Genomic DNA, 16,887 nt, shown 5'->3' on the forward strand with positions numbered 1-16,887 from the left:
TTTCAGATGACAGGGCCGTTGGAGTACAGGGCGCAGACGAGCAGGGAGGTGGCCAGCGGGATACGCGCCAGCCAGCGCTTGAGCAGGCCGCCGTAGCGGGTGCGCCACACCAGCCAGCCCGAGGCGCCGCACATGGTGAGACCGACGACGAGCAGGGAGGTGTCGGCCTGGCTCAGCCCGACGTAGCGGGCGACCGCGTCGGAGGTGTACGGCAGCAGTTCCTGACCGAGACGCCGTCCGAGCTCGGCGGCCACGAAGACCGCTCCGATACGGCCCAGGGCGCCGAACGGCACGAACGGCGAGAGCATCTCGCTGCCCGTCGCCTTCCACGCCGCGAACGCCCCGCCGAGCGCCATGCCGGCCCCGAGCAGTCCGCCTGCAGCGGTCACGGCGGCCGGCGGGAACTGGGACAGGTAGGCGTTCAGACCGATGGCGGAGCCGACCATCGCCGCACTCCCGTTGAAGGTGACGACGCGCCAGAACCTGCTGGGCCGCCACCCCTTCGCGGGCTGCGTCCGGATATGGAGAGTCGGCTGCGGCTTGGGGACGTCAAGGTCCTGCGGACGCTCGGCGGACTCCTCGCCCGCCGTCTCGTCGGGCTTCGCCGGCTCGGGCTCGGGGGTCTTCTGGACCTCGATGAGGACCGGCCCGCTGCCTTCCGGCACGGTCAGGACGTGACCGGTGTAGGTGTCGAGGTCCGCGTCCTGGTCCTTGTAGAGCCGGTCCCACCAGCCCGGCCTAGACTCGCGCGTCGGGCCTTTCGCCGGTGTGGTCTTCGGCTGCTCCCGGTCGCCACGCCACCAGTCCGGACCGGCCGTTTCCGGGGCGTTGTCCGGCGGCTGCGGAGGTGATGCCGGCTTGGGCGGAATGACGGGCTCCGCCTCGCTCCCCCGGGGGGCCAGCGACTCGTCCTCAGAGGCTCTGACCTGCGCATCTACACCGTCTACAGGGGCATCTACAGCAGCGTCTGCAGGGGCTTCGACCGGCTTCTCGGCCGTCTTGCGGTCACCGGCAGGGGCCTCCTCGGCGCGCGCCGCAGGTACGGGCACCTCGTCCGGGAGCGGCACGTGGAACGGGTCGGTCTTCTCGTCTGCGGTGGTCATGTTCCCTCCCTCCTCGGAGGCTCCGGTGATCCGCTCGCCCTGGAGGGCGAGGTGGATCAGCAGGCATATGAACTTCTCGTTGTGGTCGGCTTCGTCGCAGGTCAGTGACCCCACTGGGAGCAGGGCGCGATGCCTGGGGCCGGGCAGGGCGCCCGGCCCCAGGCCGGCACGGGAGCGGCCTCCACGGAGCGGATCAGCCATCGGCCTCTGCCGCGGCCTTGGCTGCCTCGCGCGCCGCCGCCTCCTTGAGGGCCTTGGTCATCCAGCCCGGCGAGCGACCCAGCCGTTTCACGAAGTCCTTCTGCGTCAGGCTCGGGTTGGCCCTCTTCGCGGCGAACCAGGCCGCGGCCGCCTCGGCGCGCTCCGTCTCCTCCGGGCTCGGGGCGCCGACGGCGGCGTGAACCGAACTCGGTGCCGGCTGCTTCGCGGCGTGCGCGCGACGGACGCGGCGTGAATTCACGGTGCCCGCGTTCACGCTGCCGTCGGCATCGTTCACGCGCTTCTCTTCACGATCGCCGGAGTGTCCGTTCACGGTCTCGTCCGGCGCCGGGTTCACGGTGCCGTCGCCGTTGTTCACGCCGCCCTGTTCACGGTCGGCCGCGCGGTTCACGCCAAGCTGCACCGGCTGCTTCACGCTCCACTCAGGCCGGTTCACGGTCCCCGGTTCACGCGTGAATTCACGCGGCTTCACGACCGGCGTGAATCCGTTCACGGTGCCTGTGACCAGCGGATTCACGCAGTTCACGCGGTTCACGGCCGAGCGGTTCACGATGGGCGTGAACGGCTTCACGCGTGAATCGGCGGCGTTCACCGCTGCGTTCACGCCGGACCGTGAACCGTTCACGCGGTTGTCGGCCGAGGCGTGAATCGGAGGATGCACGCCCTGCCCGGCGGCCGGATTCACGGGCTCCGGTTCACGGCCGGCCGCCGTGAACCGGACGGCCGGCCGTGAACCGGACGTGTGCTCGGCGCAGGAGTTCACGCCGGTGTCGGCGTCATCGTTCACGGGCGGAGAAGGAACGTTCATGCCCTCGCCCGTGGAAAGGGCCGGGGCACCGTCCGGGGGTGAGGCGAGCGCGAGGGCGTCGGCCACGTGCATCTCCAGCGCGTGGCCCTCGGACGTCGGCGCAGGGGCCGAAGCGAGCGTGCGGCCGGAGTTGAGCGGCACGCCGTAGCGGGTGAGCTTCAGCGGCAGCCGGGCCTCGACAGGGGCCCGGCGGCGCCAGGCGCGGCCGAACCGGGTACGCAGGCGGGCCTGGTAGACGAGGCGCTCCTGCTCGAGTGCGAGGACCCGGTCGTACGATCGCATCTCCCACAGCTTCATCCGCCGCCATAGCCTGAAGGTCGGCAGCGGCGACAGCATCCACCGGATCAGCCGTACCGGCTCCAGGTGGCGGCCGGCGGTGATGTTCGCCAGCTGGCCGATCGCGTGCCGGGCGGCTTCGACCGTCACGACGAAAAGAACCGGGATCACCGCGTGCATCCCGACGCCGAGCGGGTCGGGCCAGGCCGCGGCGCCGTTGAAGGCGATCGTCGCGCTGGTCAGCAGCCACGCGGTCTGCCGCAGCAGGGGGAAGGGCATCCGGAGCCAGGTCAGCAGCAGGTCGAGCGCGAGCAGGACGAGGATTCCCGCGTCGACGCCGAGCGGGAAAATGTGGGCGAACGTGCCGAAACCCTTGCGGGTCGCCAGGTCCCGGACGGCGGCGTACGAGCCGGCGAATCCGATTCCGGCGATCACCACCGCGCCGCCGACCACGACACCGACGATCACACGCTGCGCCTGGTTGAGCGGCTGCCGGTCCGGCTCACCGGCCGGGGACGGCGGGGGTGTCGTAGGGGGAGTGCTGGAGGTGGTGGTCACCGTACTTCTCCTGTGCGAGGCGGCTCCGGTGACGGAGGTCGCGAGGGGGACATCGGGGTTCTTCCGTCCCCGTGCGTTGCTTGGGGCCGCCCGCACCGGCCTTACTCTCGCGCCTTCGCGGAGGCGAGGCCGGTGCGGGCGGGACCGGAGGCGCCGTGGTCACGAGCGACCCGGCGCCCCCGCCCGGCGCATCTTCTTGTAGGCGGTGGTCCGGTCGGCAGCGCCGCGGCGGTAGTCCGCCTGGCACCGGTCGACCGTGGCGGGCTGGGCGATGATCTGGTTCTCGCGGGGGCGCCGTTCCTCGGGCGCGCTCTGCGTCACCGGGCACCTGCAACGGCCGGCGTGGCGGTGATGTGGACGGTAGAGGTCCCGCAGTGCCCGCGGGCCTCGAGGTACCCGCCCGCGTCCCGCAGGCCCGGGGCGTTGATCGCCCGGACCAGGGTGTTGATCAGCGGGTTGGGCAGCGGGCGGCCGATGTGTACCGCCACGTCGGCCTCCAGCGGCGCCACATCGCTGATCATGTCGAAGAGACTGGCGACCAGGTCGTCATCGGTCAGCCCGCCCTGCTCGGGGCTGGGGGGCGGCGTGGCCGCCGGGACCGTGACGGTCAGCAGGCCGGCCAGGGCGCCGCGCATCTCCAGGATCTCCAGGACGAGTTCGTCCGCCGTCATGTGCTTCAGGTCGAGCTTGATCGCCCGGAGCAGCACGTCACGGGCTGCTTCGGCCGCCTGGACCCGGCGCTCGGCCGGGCTCAGGTTGCCGAGCCGGCTGCGGGCCATTCCCGCGAACGCGGCCAGGCTCGGGTGTACCGGCTCGAAGTCATCGAGGGAGGTGGACATCACCGCACCCCCTTAGCGGCCGCCGTGTTCGCGGCCAGCGTCAGGTTGGACAGGTAAGCCCCGGCCACCTCCGCGGCGCGGGCCCGGGCGGCGGTGTCCACCGTGGCGGCGATCGTCTTGGAGTGCGCGGTGCTCGTCGAGCCGACCCGCGCGGTGGCAGAGGCGGGGTGCTTATTAATCTGGGACACAGTTCGGACTCCTCGTTGGCTGAGGTGTTCGGATCAGGCCCCGGAAGGAGTGGCGACTCCTGAAGGGGGCCGAGGGCGGCCCTGACCGGAGGTGACTTCGGTCAGGGCCGTCGTGCTGGCCAGACGGCCAAGGCCACGGCACACGGCCTCGTGTGCCGGACTTTGGTTGTCTGGACTTCTTGAGCGCGCCCGAGCAGTTGGCCCGGTGATCGCGATGTCGCCGCAGTCTGCTGGGCGATCAGTCCTCTGTCCGTTGTGGAGTTCTCAAGCAACCGCTCCGAAGGGCATTTTCTGATGTTTCGTACTATTCGCCTCCGCGAGAGCTGCCCGCTTGGACCGAGCAAGCGGACTTAAGCCGTGAGACAACTTCACTAGGTGCACTAGCTTCACAAGTGAAGTTGATGGAGACGGTAGACCCCTGGCTGTCGTGACGTCAACTAAGGCCGCTGACATGCAGGTTTGGACGCAAGGAGATCGCGCGATGGGTAATACGGCGAGGCGGTGATGATGTCTCTACGACTCAGAGCGCGAGGCGCTGCTTGCCTCACTAGACAGCCTGGCTACCCTGGCGGCATGACGAGCCGACCCCAGGGGCCCAGGCGCTGGAGCGCCCAGCAGATCGCCGAGGACCTCCGGCGACGCATGCGCGAGGGTGAGTTCAGGAACTCCGGGCAGCTCCCGCCGACCCGAAAGCTGGTCGAGCACTACAACACCTCTGGAGAGACGCTGCGCCAAGCCGTACTCAAGCTGAAGACCTGGGGCTTGGTGACGTCACAGCAGGGCAAAGGCGTCTACATCCGCACGATTGATCCCATCGAGTGGCGCATCCACTCCATAGAACCCGGAGCCCACCGCAGCAAGTTCTCCGTCGACTTCGCCGGGTGGCGGGCATCCGTCGAAAGCGCGGGCCGCGTGGCGAGCCAAGACCCCTGCGACGTCACCGCCGAGCGGGCGCCCGAAGAAATCGCCCACTGGCTTGAACTGGAACCCGGCGCCTGGGCTGTTGCCCGACGAACGATCCGCCGGTGCGACGGGATCCCCTTCCAGCTCGCCGACTACTGGTTCCCCCTTGATGTGGCCATGAACAGTCCTCTCATGGAGGAAGGTGACATCAGCATGATCGACGATGTGCTGGCCAGCATCGGACACCCGCAGCTGCGCCGCCAGCACATCCTGCGTTCCTGGCTGCCTACCGATGACGAGGCGAAGCGACTGGAACTCGAGCCCGACGCCACCAACCCGATCGCCCGACACATCGTGGTAGGACGCGGAGCCGACAGGAAACCCGTCTGCTGCGTGGTGACCATTGCGCCCGGCGACCGTAACGTGCTCCTCTACGACTTCGACGAATAGGCACTGCGAGCTGAGCACTGCGGAAGCACTCCACCTTGATCATCGGGCGGGGCATGCGTTCGACGCCGAGGCCGGTCACGGTGGAGGACATTAAGATCGTCACGAGATTCAGCCCGCAGTCCCGCACGCTGACCGTCCTGACGGGTGAGGGCAGCACGACGAAGTCCCTGGATGGCCTGGAGGCCGAGGAGCGACTGCTGCTGTTCCGGCAGACCGATGAGGGCCTGGAGCCGCTGGCGGTCTGGCTCGGAGTGCACGGACTGCCGATGCACGCCCGCAGCTGGGAGAAGCGGTTCACCGAGGCCAACCAGCGCGTTGCCGCCGGTTGGAAGCGCGCGGGCGGCCGGGGCGTGGTGCCGCTGTTCTGCCGCCCGCACATGTGCCGGCATTCCTTTGCCCTGCGCTGGTTCTCGATCCTGTCGCTGGTGTGGAACCAGCGGGTGGAGGGTTTCACCGACACCGAGCTGCGGGAGTTCCGGGACCAGTTCGGCGATGTGTGGTTCCAGCTGGCTGGCCTCCTCGGACATGCCAACCCGCAGACGACGAAGGACTGGTACCTCGAGCCCTTCACCGCTCTGGAGACGGACTACCTGATGTCGCTGCTCGACGAGGAGGAGCACGCCGCCGTCAACCGGCTCGCCGAGCGGATCGGGGCGTCGAGCGACCGCGTACTGCGCCGTGTCGCCCCGGCCACCGCGTCGGCGCGCAGGAGTGGGGAGGGCTGGTCGTGAGCCAGCGTGGCCGCCGGGCATCGTTGCCTGCGGCGGGCTGGCGGCCGCCTGAGCGGCTGCTCGTCGCCGACGGTGAGTGCGCGGTGCGGTACACCGATGAGAAGGGCCGCCACTCACGCGTCTTCGACTTCCGCCGTGTACCGGTCTCCGGTGAACTGCAGCGGTGGCTGGCCGAGGTATTCGCCGCGGCGACTGGCCCGCGGCGCGGCGTGAAGAGCATCAAGACGGCGGAGTCGTACTTCATGATGCTGTTGCGGTTCGCGACGTTCCTGTCGAAGCAGAGCGATGCGCCGCAGCGGCCGGAGGAGATCTCCACCACCCATGTGGCGGCGTTCAAGCTGTCGCTCGCCGGGCCGTCACCGAGCTGTCCATCGAGAACGAGGCCCTGCACAATCCGGATCACTGGCAGCGGCGCGTCACCCCGCTCGCCGACCGACGACTCCGGGACGGCTTCACCTGCTCCTGAGCGCCCGATCGCCTCAGCAGTCGTATCAGCCGGCCCCGCCACGTTCGACGTGGCGGGGCCGGCCACGGCAGGACGTACCTCAGATGTCAGTGAAGGGCGGAAGCTGCTGGAGGGCCGCGGGCAGGTCGGTGATCCCGCGCTGGAGGTACCAGGCGCGGGCCCAGCGCAGGACGACACCGCGGCGCAGCCGCCACTCGTCGCAGAACTGGGACAGCACGTCGTCGCAGAAGTCCTCGCGGAGTTGGACGAGCACCTTGTCCTCGGGGTAGGCGGCGTAGCCGATGCCGCACTCGTCCGGGTCACCGAGGTCGAGCGCGTCGGCGAGGATGACGCCGGCGGCCGCGCTGGTGCCACCGCCGTTGTAGCCCCAGCCGAAGCCGCCGTCCTCCGGCTCGGCGAGTTCCCGCAGTACCTCCGCCTTCTCCCGCTCGGTGGGGCCGAACTCGGGCTTCTCGACGAGAATCCGGGCGGGCTGCCACCCGTCCTCTTCCGCGACTCCGCCCTGGATGCCGTGGTAGGTGCGGTCTTCGTAGGCCATGTGCTGGTTTCCCCTCCTGGTGATCATCACTGCGTCGCCTTCAACCATGCCGGAAGCAGGCGCGCGCCGACAGGTCGCCGCCGGTCAGCCCTGCTGCGGAAAGAGTTCGAGCAGGCGTTCCCGCTGCCGGGCGCCGAGCCCCTGCACGCGGCGGCGTTCGGAGATGCCGAGGTCGCTCAGGAGCTGGCCAGCGCGAACCTTGCCGATGCCGGGCAGGGATTCCAGCAGCCTGCGGACGTACGTCTTGCCAACGACCGCGTCATCCCGCTCGAGGACGGACTCCAGGGACACGGTGCCGTTCTTGAGCGCGGCGAGGACCTCGCCGCGCTCCTTCCGGACAGCTGCCGCCTTGCGTAGTGCCTCCGCTCGGGCCTCGGCGGTCAGTTTGGGCAGGGCCATGGGCTACTCCTTGCCGTTCGTAGGACTCGAAGCGGCCATCATGACCCCGCCGACAGGGCTGTGACCAGCAGTTTCCAACCTGCCGAGAAGACAAGCCCGGCAGATTTTCAATCGACGCAACTAATTGCTTTCATCGTAATTTGTTGCGTATCCTGTAACTCGTGAGCATCTACGACGACATCGCCGCGATCGTGTACCCCATGCCGGAGCCGGGCGACGTCCCGGAGGACGTCTACAACGACGTCTGCCGCGACGTCGACTCCGCCCGCAAGGAACTGGCCCTCAACCTGGAAGGTGCCTCGGACTCCGACCCGGAAGGGAACGAGCCGCTGATGTCCGCCATCGGCGCCGCCCGCTACCGCAAGGAACAGGCCGAGGCTGAGATTCGCCGACTGGTCGCCTACGGGCGGGAGTTCACCCGGCCCCGTCCCTACAAGCTGGCCGACCTGGCTGCGGCCTCCGGCATGTCGGTCTCCGGCGTCCGAACCTGCTACGGACACGGTGACGTCGCGGCTGTCGAGCAGGCGACCGCGCGTAAGCCGCGGGAGTGGCGGTCGACCGACCCGGCCGACCCGCCCGAGGCCGGGAGCCAGGCGTGACCGCCGCCCGGCAGGAGACATCGGCGGGGTGCGTGTGCCTGAACAAGTGGGCGGAACTCGTGACCGTCATCGAAGGCCGGCAGCTGGCCGCCCTCCCGTCCGACAGCCTCGGGCCGGCCGCCGCGCTCTACCTGGCCTTCTGCGCTACCTGCGGAGCGGAGTACCCAGGGCCCTGGCGGCTTGTGCCCGGCCAGGCCAGGGCCGCGTGAGGAGACTGTCCGGCTTCGGCGGCATCATCAAGCACATGACGAGCGCGATCTCCGACGATCAAGGCCCGGCACGGGATGAGGACCGCAAGACCGGATGGGACGACGAGTACGAGCGGGAGCAGTGAGACGTGATTCCCAACCCGCCGCACCGCCTCAAGGGCGGAGCCCCGATGCTTGGCGCGAGCGCGCCCGGCCTGCCCGGGCCGTTTGGGACGTACGAGGAGGAACCCGAGCCCGAGGATGAGGGCCGGAGCGGGACCGTCGCGGCCTGTGCCTCCCGCCCCGGAACTCAGCAGAGCTGACCTTACAGCCGTCCCGTCGGGAGCCGGTGCCCGATCGCGACATCCGGCTGTCCTCCCCAGCCCACCGGGCCGACGGGAAGGGCGCCGCGAACGCGCGGCTGTGAGGCCGGAGAGGCATTGTCAGTGGGGGGTGAGATGCTGCGGCGGGGGGGGGGGGGGGGGGGGGGGGGGGGGGGGGGGGGGGGGGCGGCGGGGGCGGGGCGGGGGGGGGGGGGGGGTGGGGGGGGGGGGGCTTCGGCGCGGGCGGTGCCGGGGGCGGCGTCGGCGTGGGCGGTGGGGGGGGGGGGGGGGGTGGGGGTGGGGGGGGGGGGGGGGCCGCGCCCGCCCCCCCCCCCCCCCCCCCCCCCCCCCCCCCCCCCCCCCCCCCCCCCCGTCTGCACTGATCAGAGTTCTCCGCTCACCATGGCCCTCCGGAACATGCTCCACTCGGTGGCCGTGTACCGCAGCGGCTCCAGGTGCAGGTTCTTCGAGTCGCGGACGGCGATGCCGCCTCCGGGGAGATCGGTGATCTCGACGCAGTTGTGCTCAGGACCGCTTTCCTTCGCCTTGCGCCAGTAGGCGGCGGAGAGGTCGTACTCGTACAGCTCCGTCTTCTGTTCACTCACTTGCGGTGCCCTTCTTCCAACTTGGTGATCCGTGCGAGTGTGTCCTCCACCGACAGGGCCGCGGCGCGGATGCGCTCGACCGCGTGGGCGAAGGGTTGCGCACCGTCGCCCTCAACGTAGGTAGCTCCGCTGAGGTTCTCCAACAGCACGACATCTGGGGTGGGGCCGGGGAAGCTGACCAGGCCGAAGCCGCCGAACATCCCCGGGTGCGCGGTGGAGTCCACCGGCATGAGCTGCACCGTCACGTTCGGCAACTCGGAGACGTCGAGGAGCTTGCGCAGCTGCTCGCGCATGGTGGCCGGCCGGACCTCGAAGCGGGTGTGCAGGGCGGCTTCGTGGATGATCGCCCACAGATGCAGCGGGTTCCCGGGCCGGGTCAGGACCGCCTGCCGGGCCTGGCGGACCTCGGCGAGAGCGACGATCTCCTCCGGCGTGCGCGTCTCGCTGGTCGCGGTCATGGTCTCGCGCGCGTACGCGGCGGTCTGCAGCAGTCCGGGGATGGCCAGCGGCGCCCACTCGCGGATGTGCTCCGCGTCGTCCTCCAGCGAGATGTAGTCCGCGTACGCCGGGGAGACGACACCGCTGTAGGTCTGCCACCAGCCCTTCTTGCCCGCGTCCTTGGCAAGGTTCTCCAGCGCGGTGAAGACCTCCGGATCCGTGACGCCGTACGCCTTGAGCAGGGCGGTGACCTCGGCCGGGCGGATGTTCTGCCGGGCGTTCTCGATCTTGGAGAGCTTGGGCACCTTCCAGCCCATGGCGACGGCGGCGTCCTCGAGGGTCATGCCGGCGTCGTTGCGGAGCTTCTTCAGTGTCTGGCCCAGGCGCCGCCGGCGGACGGTGGGCTCAACAGGCTGGTGCGGCATATGCGCAGTGTCGCACCGCCCCGGGCAGCAACACGACCCAGTTCACGGGATTCCATGGCGAGATTAGGCAGAAAGGTTGCGACCTACCCGCGAAAGGGTAGATGCTCGACAGCCGATGGGCACGCTCGGTCAACTAGCCGTTGCGGTGCGCTAGTTGCTCGGCGCCGTGCGGTGTCGTGCCGCGGGTTGGAGGCAGCCGTGTTGGTAGACGGATCGACAGCGTCGACGCCCGGGTTCTACCTGCAAGTCCGTCAGGCCGGGTTCGCCGTCCACATGAACGCCTCGGCCGCCCATTTGCGGTCCCTGCGCGCCCTGGCCGACAAGACGCTCTGCGCGGCCGGCCTGGGCGGGGGCATCAGCGACGCGGCCCAGCTCATCGCCTCGGAGCTGATCGGAAACGCGGTACGGGCCTGCGGGGACCACGCCCCCTTGGTCGTGGAGATCGACGCCGAAGAGAGCGGCGTAACGGTGAAGGTCCACGACCCCATGGGGGACCGACTGCCCAGCCGCCGCCCGATCGCACTCGACGACGAGAAGGCGGAAGACGGGCGGGGGTTGGGGCTGGTGGACATCCTGGCACCCGGCTGGACCGTGCGCCCCACTCCGGTTGGCAAACAGGTCGTGTGCCGGCTCCCGTACCCCGAAGGAGACCTCCGTGGGTGAGACCCCGTCCGAGCAGATGCCCTTCCGGGTCGCGTACGACGAGACAGCCCGACATCTGGTCGTGTGGATGACCTACGGCAGCGGGCCGAAGCAGACCGTCCGGCGCAAGGAGGTCGGATCGGTAGAGGCCCTGGCTGTCACGGTGGCCCGCCACCGCTATGAAGCGTTCCTGCAGGGTCGGCTCGCCGCCGAGCTCACCCGTGCCGGCGTCGACCACCTCGGCGCGGATCCGGCCCGGTTGGAGGCCGCCGTCCGCGCACTGCTGGATCCGGCCTGCTCCGTCTCGCTGAGCACCCTGCTGCACAGTCCGACACCGCCACCGGGCCCCTCGGCCGGCCCCCCACCGACATGAACGTTCGCCCCCTCGGCGGGCAGCGATCCTGCTGCTGCACGCCTGAGCTGAATCGCGCCGTCGCAACGCCGCCAGCCCGTGGGCTGGGCGTGTCCACGTTGTCTGCCGATCGAAGGAGGGCACCATGCCCCGCTCCGCGCACACGCCGGACTGCGGCCGGATCGTCATACTCGGGGCCGGGCCATGCGGTCTGGCCTGCGCCGACGAGCTGACCCGCCTCGGCCACAGCAACTTCCTGCTGCTGGAGGCCGCCTCCGCACCGGGCGGGCTCGCCTCCTCCGTGGTGGACGAGGCCGGGTTCACCTGGGACCTGGGTGGCCACGTGGTCTTCTCCCACTTCGGCGAGTTCGACCGGCTGCTGGCCGAGCTCTTCACCGACGAGGAGCTGCTGCACCACGACCGCTCCTCCTACATCCGCTACGGCGACGGATGGATGCCCTACCCCTTCCAGCAGCACCTCCATCACCTCCCGCCGAAGGACGCCACGGCCTGCCTGCGCGATCTCCTCACGGCGCGCCCCGACGCCCGCGGGGACTCCGCAGCTCCGGCGGACTTCGCGACGTGGCTGGTCACGGTGTACGGCCAGGCCCTGGTGGACCGCTTCTTCGCCCCGTACAACACCAAGGTCTGGGCGACGCCGCTTGAGAACATGGGCTCGGCGTGGGTGGCCGAGCGGGTGGCCCCCGTAGACGTTGAGGAAATCCTTGCCGCGTTCGTCGGCACCGCCCCACCCGCGCGGCCGTGGGGCCCGAACGCCACCTTCGCCTTCCCCGCGTCCGGCGGAACCGGCGAGATCTGGCGCCGCCTCGCCGCCCGTATCGACGCCGACCGCCTGCGCACCCAGGTCCGCGCGGTTGCCGTCGATACGGCAGCCCGCGCCGTCACCCTCGCCGGCGGCGAGAGGATCGGCTACGACCGCCTGGTGGCCACCGGACCGCTGGACCGGCTCGCCTCCATGACCGCTACCTGCCCGGCCCCGCTCCGGTCGGCCGCCCAGAGCCTGCGGCACACCACCGTGGCCATGGTCGGCCTGGGCTACCGGGCACCGACCACCGACGCGCGGTCGTGGCTGTATTTCCCGCAGCCCGACGTGCCCTTCTACCGGGCCACGAACTTCAGCAAGTACGCGCCCGCCAACGTCCCCGGCGCGGAGGTGGGCGCCTACAGCGCCTGGATGACCGAGACCTCCCTCACCGCGGGCCAGGGCCTCGACCGCGATGCTCTGGTCCGCTCGTGCGACCAGGCGCTTCGCCGTCACGGCCTGGTGCCGGCCCGGGCGCCGCTCGCCAGCGCCCATGTCGAGGTGATCCCGTACGCATACCCGGTGCCCACCCTGGAACGGGACGAGGCCCTGGCGCAGGTGATGCCGTGGATGGAAGAGCGCGGCATCTACCCCCGGGGCCGGTTCGGGACATGGCGCTACGAGATCGGCAACATGGACCACGCGGTCAAGATGGGCATCGACATCGCCCGCCGCCTGGTGAACGGAACGCGCGAGGAACTCCTCGCCTCCGCCCCCTTGGGTCCCTCCGTGCCCGCGGCCCGGGTGGAGTGCCGGTCATGACCGGCCCGAAGAGGGCCACCGTGCTGTTTGCTGGACACCGCTTCCACGTCGTCACCGACGCCGCCTTCGACGCCGCCCAGGGACGGTACCTTCGGGCCTTCGTCCCCGAACACCAGCTTGCCCCAGCGTGCGGGGAGGAGACGGCAGTTCGGGTCCGCCACGACGCGGCCCTCTTCCAGGACCGGATGGTCCGCGTCGCGGGGGCCGCGTCGGTGACCGTGGTGCCGTTCCGCGGGGAGCCGTACCGCCGCTGCCAGCTCGACGGGACCACCTGGTGGTGGCCCGGGCCCGACACACACTTACCCCTGGACCACCTCTATGCCCGGGACGCGGCGGGCCGGCAGACGGTGCTGCTGAAGCCCGGGGCCGAGCGCGGCGAGCGGTACCTGATGCGCGTCGTCCGCGAGGTCGTCCTGCGATGTTCCGAGAGCCGTGGCTGGACCTCCTTCCACGCCGCGGCCGCCGCCCTCGACGACCACGGCGTGCTCATCGCCGCCCCCTCCGGGGCGGGCAAGACCACCGTGCTCACCGCGCTGGCTGCCCACCACGGAGCAGACCTGATCGCCTCCGACCGTGCCCTGGTGACTGCCGGCGCGGGCATGGTGGCCGGGGTGCCGATCTCCGTCCGGATCGGCGGGGGCACCCTGTCCGCACTGGCCCCGCGCGAGGTCCTGCCGAACCCGCACAGTCTGCCCGGAGCCTTCGGCAGCGCCCGCAAAGCGGCCCTGACCCCACGCGAGTTCGCCCATGCCTTCTCCGCCCGCGTGCGGGAGGCAGCGCCCCTGCGGCTCGTCGTCGTCCCCCGCCTCCACGACGACGACCAGGCCCTGAGCAGCCGCCTCCTCACGTCCGATCGGGCCCGCACCGCCCTTGCCGCCGTGTGCTGCACCCCGCACGACGAGGACTGGCTCGAGCCCTGGTTCGCCGTCCGGACCCGGCCCGTGGACGACCTGGCCCGCCAGGCCGCCGCCCTCATCGGCAGCCTCGCCGCCACGGTGCCCGTCCTCCAGGTCACGGCCGGCGTGCACAGCCCTGGCCTGCTGGAGAAGGTCGCCGACGCGGTGACGAGGAGGCTCACGTGACTGTCAGCCGCATAGCCCTGGTCGGGCCGGTCGCCTCCGGCAAGTCGACGCTGGCCGCAGCGGTCTCCGCCCACACCGGCCTGCCCCGCATCGACCTCGACGAACTGTTCTGGGGACCGAACTGGACCCCCCTGGACACCCCCGTCTTCCACAAGGGCGTCCGCCACCGCCTCGCCGGACCGGCCTGGATCGCGGACGGCAACTACGGCGGCGAAGTCGCCGAGATGCTCCTGGACCGCGCCGAGCTGGTCCTGTGGCTCGACCTGCCGCTGCGCGTATGCCTGCCCCGGCTGGTCAACCGCTCACTGCGCCGGGCCGCCACCGGTGAAGAACTGTTCGCCGGAAACCGGGAGACTTACCGCCACCTGCTAGCTGCGGACTCCATCCTGCGCTGGGGCCCCATGCACCACCACCGTCACCGCCGCCGCTGGTCCGCCCGCCTCCACCCCGACAACACGGCCGGCCTGACCGTGGTGCGCCTCGACCGGCCCGCCGCCATCACCCCGCAGCTGCGCCGGCTCGGTCTACTGCCCGCAACAGGAAGGGGACGCACGTGATCGCCTCCGTCGTCCGCGTGCCCTGGCACACCGCCCACGGCGGCTACGACCGCCTCCTGGACCACCTCCCCGAAGTCCGCCGTATCACCCCGCCCCGCCACCCGGGCACACGACGGGCCTTCACCGCCGCCCACCGCCTCCTCGGCCCCCGCTGCCCGCTCCCGTTCTACCCGGCCGATCACTTCGCCACCGACCTGCGCGTCCTCGCCTCCCGCCAGCCGGCGCACGTCCTCTACGGGGACGAGCAGTTCTGGCTCTCCCGCCACCGCACCGCGCCGACCGCCATCACCTACCACCAGCCGCCCGACCAGCTCGCCCGGCTGCTGCCGGTCAAGGTGTGGCGGTCCCTGGCCCCGCGGGCCGAGCAGATCATCGTCCTCGACCCTCACCAGCAGGCGTTCTTCTGCGACCTGCTCCCACCTGAGCGGGTGCACCTGGTGCCGCACGGCATCGACACCGCCGCCTTCACCCCCGCTGGCGCACCGCCGCAGCCCGGCCGGCCGCTGGTGCTGACCGTCGGCTGGTGGCTGCGCGACTTCGACACCCTCGACGCCGTCCACGACCTCCTGCACCGCCGCCACGGCGCGGGCATCGAACTGACCGTCGTCACCCGGCAGGCCGCCTCGCGCCCCTGGCACCCGGCCGCCCGCATCCTGGAAGGGATCAGCGAACAGGAGCTGATCGCCCTGTACCGGCGGGCAGCGTTCCTGCTGCTGCCCCTGACCGGGGCGAGCGCCAACAACGCACTGCTGGAAGCCCTCGCCTGCGGTACCCCGGCCGTCGTCACGGACATCGGCGGCATCCGGCACTACGCCGGCGAGGGCCCGGCCGCCGTCCTTGTCCCGCCCGCCGACGCGGCGGCCGCAGCCGACACCGCCGACAAGCTCCTTGCCGAGCTGGACACCGCCGACCACACCGCACGGCGTGCGGCCGCACGGGAGCGGGCCGAGTGCTTCGCCTGGCCACGAGTCGCCGACAGCATGCGTGCCGTCTACCGGCTGCTGGGGGAAGCGTGAGCGCCGCCGAGGTGTGGTTGGACATCGTGGTGCCGGTTCTCGTGACCGGGCTGCTGGCCCGCGCGGTCTGGGCCGCCCTCGCGGTCGAGGCGAGTGTGCGCTGGCTGCTGTCCGCCCCCGCGCACCGCCCCGCCGACGTGGACGGACAGACGCCGTGGCTGGTGGTGCTGCTGCCGATGCTCCGCGAACAGGCCGTCGCCGCCGAGTCGATCGCGGCGTTCACCGGCCTCGACTACCCTGCTGACCGCGCGGCCGTCGTGGTCATCACCACCGAACGCGAGCACACCGCCCGCGCCCAGCACCGCCGCCGGCTGCCGGAGCTCGCCTCGCTGTCCACGCTGACGGCAGCCCAGCTGCGGGGCCTGTTCCCCGCCTCCCGCTGCCAGGCCGTCACTGAGACCGTCAATGCCGTCCCGTGCGGCGAACGCCTGGCGGTGCTGACCAAGCTGTTCGACGCCGAGCCGAGCACCGCCGACATCGTGACCGCCCTGACCGCCGACCACATCGAGGGTCTGCCGCTGGTGCATCTGCACCAGCCCGACGTCGGAGGCCGAAAGCCCGGACAGCTCAACTTCGCCCTCGACCACCTGCCCGACGTACTCGGGCCGCTCGGCTGGCACGAGGACACCCACGCTCACGACACCTTCGTCCTGGTGTACGACGCCGACGCCGTCCCTGACCGGGCCACCCTGACCGCCTTCGCCGACGCCGCCACCGAACACCGGGCCTCTTCCGGCCGGATGCCGGCGCTGATCCAGCAACAGAGGCTCCCGCTGCTAGCTCGCCGCCCTTTCCCGCGCGGCCTGGCCGGCCTGCTGCTGACCGAGGAGTGGGTCTACCAACTGCGGCGCTCCCTCGGCATCGAACTCGCCCGCGTACGCCTCCACCAGTGGCTCACCCGCTCCCGGCTCCCGGAGACGGTCCGGTTGTGGCTGCGGCCGATGGTCTACGCCGTCGGCTGCGGCATGGCCGTCCACCTCCCCGCCCTGCGCCGGCTCGGCGGCTTTCCCGAACCGATGGAAGACCTCGGCACAGGGCACCGTCTCTCCCTGCTCGGCGCCGACTTCGCACCGGCCGCCGCCCTGGTCCTGGACGAGCCCTACACCGACACCACCGGCCTGACCAACCTCCACGCGCTCGCGTTCACCGCCTCCGCCCGACCTGACCGGCACGCCCGAGCCGTCGCCCACCTGCCCAGCGGCCTCTCCCGCCTGGCCAGGACCGCCCTGATACTGCGGGAGTGGGCGGACGAAGCGGCCTGGCTGCTCGGCGCTCCGCTGCTGGCCGCCGCCGTGGCCAGCGCCTGGTGGGCCGGTCCCCTGTGGGCTGGGCTCGCCGTAGTCGGTGTCCTGCTGCACGGTCCCCTCACCACCGCCCGGCTGCTCGCCCTGGCACCGGCCCTGCACCACCGCGTCACCACGCCCGCCACCACCGGGCCACCACCGCGCTCTGCCGCAGCGCGGCCGATCGTGCTCGTCGCGGCCAGCCCCCTCCAGCCCTTCGTCCGGCTGGCCGGGCCCTGGCGGCTGATCTGGGCCAAGACCACCGGACGCCGTCTCGGCTTCGGTAAGACTGAACGCTGAACACCCCGACACCC

General features: G+C 71.2%; 21 protein-coding genes. 12 read left to right on the forward strand and 9 right to left on the reverse strand.

The window, feature by feature from the left end; genetic code table 11:
- Nucleotides 1–2: 2 nt before the first annotated feature.
- From ACFYOJ_RS26800 to ACFYOJ_RS26820, 5 genes are all read right to left on the reverse strand, one after another.
- A complete protein-coding gene (locus tag ACFYOJ_RS26800) occupies nucleotides 3–1,217 on the reverse strand; it encodes a hypothetical protein (protein WP_356559410.1) in 1,215 nt (404 codons plus the stop codon).
- Between the two features lie 79 nt (nucleotides 1,218–1,296).
- Nucleotides 1,297–2,874 (reverse strand): DUF2637 domain-containing protein, encoded by a 1,578-nt coding sequence (locus ACFYOJ_RS26805; RefSeq protein ID WP_388598103.1) that lies wholly within the window; start codon nucleotides 2,872–2,874, stop codon nucleotides 1,297–1,299.
- A gap of 249 nt (nucleotides 2,875–3,123) precedes the next feature.
- Nucleotides 3,124–3,285 (reverse strand): hypothetical protein, encoded by a 162-nt coding sequence (locus tag ACFYOJ_RS26810; RefSeq protein WP_388598063.1) that lies wholly within the window; start codon nucleotides 3,283–3,285, stop codon nucleotides 3,124–3,126.
- Nucleotides 3,282–3,803 (reverse strand): hypothetical protein, encoded by a 522-nt coding sequence (locus tag ACFYOJ_RS26815; RefSeq protein WP_356559444.1) that lies wholly within the window; start codon nucleotides 3,801–3,803, stop codon nucleotides 3,282–3,284. Before ACFYOJ_RS26815 ends, ACFYOJ_RS26810 begins: the two co-directional genes overlap by 4 nt.
- Complete coding sequence (locus tag ACFYOJ_RS26820) at nucleotides 3,803–3,991, reverse strand: hypothetical protein (RefSeq protein ID WP_356559446.1); 189 nt, start codon at nucleotides 3,989–3,991, stop codon at nucleotides 3,803–3,805. Before ACFYOJ_RS26820 ends, ACFYOJ_RS26815 begins: the two co-directional genes overlap by 1 nt.
- 573 nt (nucleotides 3,992–4,564) lie before the next feature.
- Here ACFYOJ_RS26820 and ACFYOJ_RS26825 point away from each other — a divergent pair.
- Together ACFYOJ_RS26825 and ACFYOJ_RS26830 are read left to right on the forward strand one after the other, a co-directional pair.
- Nucleotides 4,565–5,344, forward strand: a complete 780-nt coding sequence (locus ACFYOJ_RS26825) for a GntR family transcriptional regulator (protein WP_356559448.1) — start codon at nucleotides 4,565–4,567, stop codon at nucleotides 5,342–5,344.
- Between the two features lie 80 nt (nucleotides 5,345–5,424).
- Entirely contained in the window at nucleotides 5,425–6,075 is a 651-nt protein-coding gene (locus ACFYOJ_RS26830) for a hypothetical protein (RefSeq protein WP_356559450.1), read from the forward strand.
- Nucleotides 6,076–6,620: 545 nt separating this feature from the next.
- On the opposite strand, the gene ACFYOJ_RS26835 is transcribed toward ACFYOJ_RS26830, so the two are convergent.
- A complete protein-coding gene (locus ACFYOJ_RS26835; protein ID WP_388598066.1) occupies nucleotides 6,621–7,079 on the reverse strand; it encodes a hypothetical protein in 459 nt (152 codons plus the stop codon).
- 84 nt (nucleotides 7,080–7,163) lie between these two features.
- On the reverse strand, nucleotides 7,164–7,478 hold the full coding sequence (mihF, locus tag ACFYOJ_RS26840) for an integration host factor, actinobacterial type (protein WP_356559520.1): 315 nt from the start codon (nucleotides 7,476–7,478) through the stop codon (nucleotides 7,164–7,166).
- 161 nt (nucleotides 7,479–7,639) lie between these two features.
- On the opposite strand from mihF, the gene ACFYOJ_RS26845 reads away from it, so the two are divergent.
- The 3 genes from ACFYOJ_RS26845 to ACFYOJ_RS26855 are packed head-to-tail and all read left to right on the forward strand — an operon-like array spanning nucleotide 7,640 to nucleotide 8,411.
- Nucleotides 7,640–8,077 carry a hypothetical protein gene (locus tag ACFYOJ_RS26845; RefSeq protein ID WP_356559522.1) on the forward strand — a complete coding sequence of 146 codons (438 nt, stop codon included), beginning with the start codon at nucleotides 7,640–7,642 and terminating at the stop codon, nucleotides 8,075–8,077.
- Complete coding sequence (locus ACFYOJ_RS26850) at nucleotides 8,074–8,286, forward strand: hypothetical protein (protein ID WP_356559524.1); 213 nt, start codon at nucleotides 8,074–8,076, stop codon at nucleotides 8,284–8,286. Before ACFYOJ_RS26845 ends, ACFYOJ_RS26850 begins: the two co-directional genes overlap by 4 nt.
- Nucleotides 8,283–8,411, forward strand: coding sequence for a hypothetical protein (locus ACFYOJ_RS26855; protein WP_356559526.1), 129 nt, complete (start codon nucleotides 8,283–8,285; stop codon nucleotides 8,409–8,411). Before ACFYOJ_RS26850 ends, ACFYOJ_RS26855 begins: the two co-directional genes overlap by 4 nt.
- Before the next feature lie 560 nt (nucleotides 8,412–8,971).
- Here the strand turns inward: ACFYOJ_RS26855 and ACFYOJ_RS26860 are convergent.
- Entirely contained in the window at nucleotides 8,972–9,193 is a 222-nt protein-coding gene (locus tag ACFYOJ_RS26860) for a DUF397 domain-containing protein (protein ID WP_356559510.1), read from the reverse strand.
- Nucleotides 9,190–10,056 (reverse strand): helix-turn-helix transcriptional regulator, encoded by an 867-nt coding sequence (locus tag ACFYOJ_RS26865; RefSeq protein ID WP_356559512.1) that lies wholly within the window; start codon nucleotides 10,054–10,056, stop codon nucleotides 9,190–9,192. Before ACFYOJ_RS26865 ends, ACFYOJ_RS26860 begins: the two co-directional genes overlap by 4 nt.
- A gap of 198 nt (nucleotides 10,057–10,254) precedes the next feature.
- Between ACFYOJ_RS26865 and ACFYOJ_RS26870 the strand changes: the two genes are divergently transcribed.
- From ACFYOJ_RS26870 to ACFYOJ_RS26900, 7 genes are all read left to right on the forward strand, one after another.
- The gene (locus ACFYOJ_RS26870; RefSeq protein ID WP_356559514.1) at nucleotides 10,255–10,719 is read left to right on the forward strand and encodes an ATP-binding protein; all 465 of its coding nucleotides are present in this window, start codon (nucleotides 10,255–10,257) and stop codon (nucleotides 10,717–10,719) included.
- A complete protein-coding gene (locus tag ACFYOJ_RS26875; RefSeq protein ID WP_356559516.1) occupies nucleotides 10,712–11,071 on the forward strand; it encodes a hypothetical protein in 360 nt (119 codons plus the stop codon). The genes ACFYOJ_RS26870 and ACFYOJ_RS26875 overlap by 8 nt, the downstream gene beginning before the upstream one ends.
- 124 nt (nucleotides 11,072–11,195) lie before the next feature.
- Entirely contained in the window at nucleotides 11,196–12,635 is a 1,440-nt protein-coding gene (locus ACFYOJ_RS26880; RefSeq protein ID WP_388598070.1) for a protoporphyrinogen/coproporphyrinogen oxidase, read from the forward strand.
- On the forward strand, nucleotides 12,632–13,717 hold the full coding sequence (locus ACFYOJ_RS26885) for a hypothetical protein (protein WP_356559171.1): 1,086 nt from the start codon (nucleotides 12,632–12,634) through the stop codon (nucleotides 13,715–13,717). The genes ACFYOJ_RS26880 and ACFYOJ_RS26885 overlap by 4 nt, the downstream gene beginning before the upstream one ends.
- Nucleotides 13,714–14,274 carry a hypothetical protein gene (locus tag ACFYOJ_RS26890; protein WP_356559173.1) on the forward strand — a complete coding sequence of 187 codons (561 nt, stop codon included), beginning with the start codon at nucleotides 13,714–13,716 and terminating at the stop codon, nucleotides 14,272–14,274. Before ACFYOJ_RS26885 ends, ACFYOJ_RS26890 begins: the two co-directional genes overlap by 4 nt.
- Entirely contained in the window at nucleotides 14,271–15,290 is a 1,020-nt protein-coding gene (locus tag ACFYOJ_RS26895) for a glycosyltransferase (RefSeq protein WP_356559175.1), read from the forward strand. The genes ACFYOJ_RS26890 and ACFYOJ_RS26895 overlap by 4 nt, the downstream gene beginning before the upstream one ends.
- Nucleotides 15,287–16,873, forward strand: coding sequence for a hypothetical protein (locus ACFYOJ_RS26900; RefSeq protein ID WP_356559177.1), 1,587 nt, complete (start codon nucleotides 15,287–15,289; stop codon nucleotides 16,871–16,873). Before ACFYOJ_RS26895 ends, ACFYOJ_RS26900 begins: the two co-directional genes overlap by 4 nt.
- Nucleotides 16,874–16,887: the final 14 nt, after the last annotated feature.

Origin of the sequence: Streptomyces sp. NPDC006384, assembly GCF_042870695.1 — a bacterium.
Lineage (GTDB): Bacteria > Actinomycetota > Actinomycetes > Streptomycetales > Streptomycetaceae > Streptomyces.